General features: G+C 42.5%; 3 protein-coding genes and 1 tRNA gene. All 4 read left to right on the top strand.

Annotated elements, in window-relative coordinates:
* A partial coding sequence (locus DP116_RS27335; RefSeq protein WP_211173541.1) for a pentapeptide repeat-containing protein occupies positions 1-248 on the top strand: 248 nt, incomplete at its 5' end.
* Positions 249-670: 422 nt separating this feature from the next.
* Entirely contained in the window at positions 671-1,870 is a 1,200-nt protein-coding gene (locus tag DP116_RS27330; protein WP_169158121.1) for an esterase-like activity of phytase family protein, read from the top strand.
* A gap of 197 nt (positions 1,871-2,067) precedes the next feature.
* Positions 2,068-2,141: transfer RNA gene (locus DP116_RS27325), tRNA-Asp, on the top strand.
* A 131-nt stretch (positions 2,142-2,272) separates the two neighbouring features.
* A complete protein-coding gene (gene gltX, locus DP116_RS27320; RefSeq protein ID WP_169158120.1) occupies positions 2,273-3,715 on the top strand; it encodes a glutamate--tRNA ligase in 1,443 nt (480 codons plus the stop codon).
* The last annotated feature ends 163 nt before the right edge of the window (positions 3,716-3,878 follow it).

Genomic DNA, 3,878 nt, shown 5'->3' with positions numbered 1-3,878 from the left:
GTGCCGACCTCAGTAGTGCCGACCTCAGTAGTGCCGACCTCAGTAGTGCCGACCTCAGTAGTGCCGACCTTAACTGTTCCACAACGTTCACAAAGGAACCCATCTGTACCAACCTTAAGGGAGTTAAAAACTTGACCTTCCAGCAGGTAAAAGCTGCTAAGAATTGGGAACAAGCCTGCTATGACCCGGAATTACGCAAGCAACTGAATTTGCCCCCAGAAAATCCAAAGTATTGTGCAGGCGAATAAGGATTTTCTCTTGTCTACTAATGTCTACATATTGTATACAAATGAAGGTCAATGAGGTATAGTCACTTGTGTACACAATGTAAACGGTAGTATACAGGTGAGTAGCCGGAATGAGAAACGCTAAGAGCACAACTCAGCCAGCCAAGTTACAAAGGAACTGTTAAATCTCGCCAAATAGCGACAGACATGAGAGCGAGAATCTTACGTCTGCAGATACGCATCTTCTTCTGTCTCAGAATCCTCATCTAATTCTGCAAGTCCAGTCAGCACAACAGGCTGTCTATCAGGAAACTCTACAATCAGTTGAAGTTCCCCTCCCATAGCGTTTACGTAACTGCCCTAACGTAATTTTCTGATAAGTAATCATCAAGACATGATATGATATCGTGTTTGTGATTTTCCCAGCTTAGCAATGACTCAAAATGCAGTTCGTCAAAAAGACATTTAAGTTTCCACGAATTCTTTTCTTTTTTATTCCTCTTCTAATTCTTATCAGCATCTTTATCATTAATGTACCTGCCCCAAATTATCCTATAACTGAAATTAATTTTATTGGTTCTGCGAGTTTTCCCACTGGTTACACTTTCAAAAAAACTCCCATGGGAGGGTTTTCTGGAATAACCTACGATACCAAAAAACAACTTTTTTACACGATTTCTGATGATCGCAGCGAAAAAGCTGCGGCTCGCTTCTACACATTAAAAATTGACCTGAGCAATGGAACACTAACAAATGAGAAAGTTGTCCCCGTTGGTGTCACGACACTCTTAAATGAAAGTCGTCAAACTTTTCCCCGTGGTACTATCGATTCAGAAGGTATCGCCTTAACTAAGAAAGAAACTGTTTATATTTCTTCTGAAGGTGATAATCTCAAACAGATAACACCTTTTCTTAAAGAATTTTCACTCTCTTCTGGACAAGTGTTGAGAACACTACCAATTCCCAACAAGTTTTTGCCAGATAAAAGTCGTCAACAAGGTATCCGTAACAACTTAGCATTTGAATCTCTGACTATCACACCTAATAACAAGTCTTTGTTTACAGCCACAGAAAATGCTCTGATTCAAGATGGTCCAGAAGCGAAACCAAAAATCAGCAGTCCTTGCCGCATTTTGCAATACAATTTGCTCACTCAGCAACCAGAGAAAGAATTTCTTTACCAAACTGAAGCAGTCGCACCAATCTTGAATATTTTTTCGAGATTGTCTCCTCAATTTTCAAGTGGTTTAACTGATTTAGCCGCGCTTGACAATCAAAGTCATTTTATCAGTTTAGAGCGGACTTTTACTGGCTTTGGGTTTTCTATTGCTCTGTTTCAGATTTCTCTAGAAGGTGCTGATGACATTCATAATATTGATAGTCTTTTAGCTGTTGATATTAACAAAATTAAACCCACCAAGAAAGAGCTACTTTTGGATTTGAGAAAATTAGATGTAGCGCTAGATAATATTGAGGGCTTAACTCTAGGTCCCAAACTACCTGATGGTCAGCTTTCATTAATCCTTGTAAGCGATAATAACTTTAATCGTCTTCAGCGAACCCAGATACTCGCCTTTAAACTTAAGATGGAACCACCGCTTATCAGGTTATTTCGGCGTTTTGTCCCTAATTTCAATCGTTGATAATATAGGATTCCTCCGCAGATTTTTGCGAAGCTTCGTACAGTGTATGTCAAGCGTTAAGAGTTAAGCGTTCGGGTGTTCCCTGTTCCCTGTTCCCTGTTCCCTGTGAATCATCACTCAATAACTAATAACGAATTTAAAAAAAAAGCTTGACAATGTTCAGCTAAATAGTCATAATGAATAAAGTGACCAATTAAGGGACTGTAGTTCAATTGGTTAGAGCACCGCCCTGTCACGGCGGAAGTTGCGGGTTCGAGCCCCGTCAGTCCCGTTGAAAGTCTTGATTGCTGAGTTCCGCGTCGTGAGTCGTGAGTTATTCACAACTCAGCGCTCATTGCTTAAGGCTTAATATTAAGCTAAATGAGTCGTGTTTTACAAATATAGACAAGAGAGAAAAAGCCCGTGACTGTTAGAGTCCGTATAGCCCCCAGTCCAACTGGGAATTTACACATTGGAACAGCAAGGACAGCTGTATTTAACTGGTTGTTTGCCCGCCACCACGGTGGTCAGTTTATCCTGCGCATTGAAGACACAGACTTGGAGCGATCGCGTCCTGAATACACCGAAAATATTCTCCAAGGTCTGCGTTGGCTGGGACTGACATGGGATGAGGGACCATTTTTCCAAACGAAGCGTCTGGAAATTTACAAACAAGCGGTTCAAACCCTCTTTGAGAAAGGATTAGCATATCGCTGCTACACCACGCCAGAAGAATTAGAAGCGCTGCGTGAGGCTCAGAAAGCCAGAAATGAAGCTCCGCGCTATGATAACCGTCACCGTAATCTTACACCAGAACAAGAAGCCGCATATAAAGCCGAAGGGCGTAACTTTGTCATTCGTTTCAAAATTGATGACGACCGGGAAATTGTCTGGAATGACCTGGTACGGGGAAAGATGGTTTGGCGAGGTAGCGATTTAGGCGGTGATATGGTTATTGCTCGCGCCGCAGCAGATGGTATTGGTATCCCACTGTACAATTTTGCTGTTGTCGTGGATGACATGGATATGCAAATTACCCATGTCATTCGGGGAGAAGACCACATCGCCAACACCGCTAAGCAAATTTTGTTGTATGAAGCTTTTGGCGCAAAAGTGCCAGAGTTTGCCCATACACCCTTGATTTTGAATCAAGAGGGACGCAAGCTTTCCAAGCGAGATGGAGTCACATCCATTTTTGACTTTAAGCAAATGGGCTTTACTGCTGAAGCTATGGTGAATTATATGACATTGCTGGGTTGGTCAGCCCCAGACTCGACTCAGGAAATTTTCACCTTGGAAGAAGCAGCCAAGCAATTTGGCTTTGAGCGTGTTAATAAAGCTGGGGCAAAATTTGACTGGGCGAAGCTGGATTGGATAAACAGTCAGTATATTCACAATATGTCAGTGGATAAGCTGACTGATTTGCTTATACCTGCTTGGGAAGAAGCAGGATATCAATTGACAGGAGGACGTGAACGTGCTTGGTTGGATCAGCTTGTCACTTTAATTGGTCCAAGTTTAACTCGTCTTGTCGATGCAGTGGCTATGAGCAAACTGTTTTTTGTAGAAACAGTTGAATTTAGTGACGAAGCAACTGCTCAACTAAAACAAGAAGGTTCTGCTGCTACCCTCAAGAGTGTGATCGCTGCTTTGGAGAATCATCAACTCACTGAAACTAGCGCTCAAGAAATTATTAAGCAAGTCGTTAAAGAACAAAACGTCAAGAAAGGCTTGGTGATGAAAGCACTTCGCGCTGGCTTAACAGGAGATTTGCATGGTCCTGACTTGATCCAATCGTGGTTACTTTTGAATCAAATTGGTTTAGACAAGCCACGTTTGATTGAGGCGGTAAAAGAAGCGAGTTAAGTAATTATCCTTTGGGAACGTGCTCAACAGTTATCAGTGAACAGTGAACAGTGAACTGATAACCCTTCGGGTTCGCCCTATCGCTAACGCCACGCCTTACGGCTATCGGGTTCGCAGTCGCCAAGTGAGGGAGAGCCGTCATTCGCGCTGTCTCACCTGTCTC

It is taken from the genome of Brasilonema bromeliae SPC951 (genome assembly GCF_012912135.1).
Lineage (GTDB): Bacteria > Cyanobacteriota > Cyanobacteriia > Cyanobacteriales > Nostocaceae > Brasilonema > Brasilonema bromeliae.
This window is presented reverse-complemented; position numbering and strand designations above follow the sequence as displayed.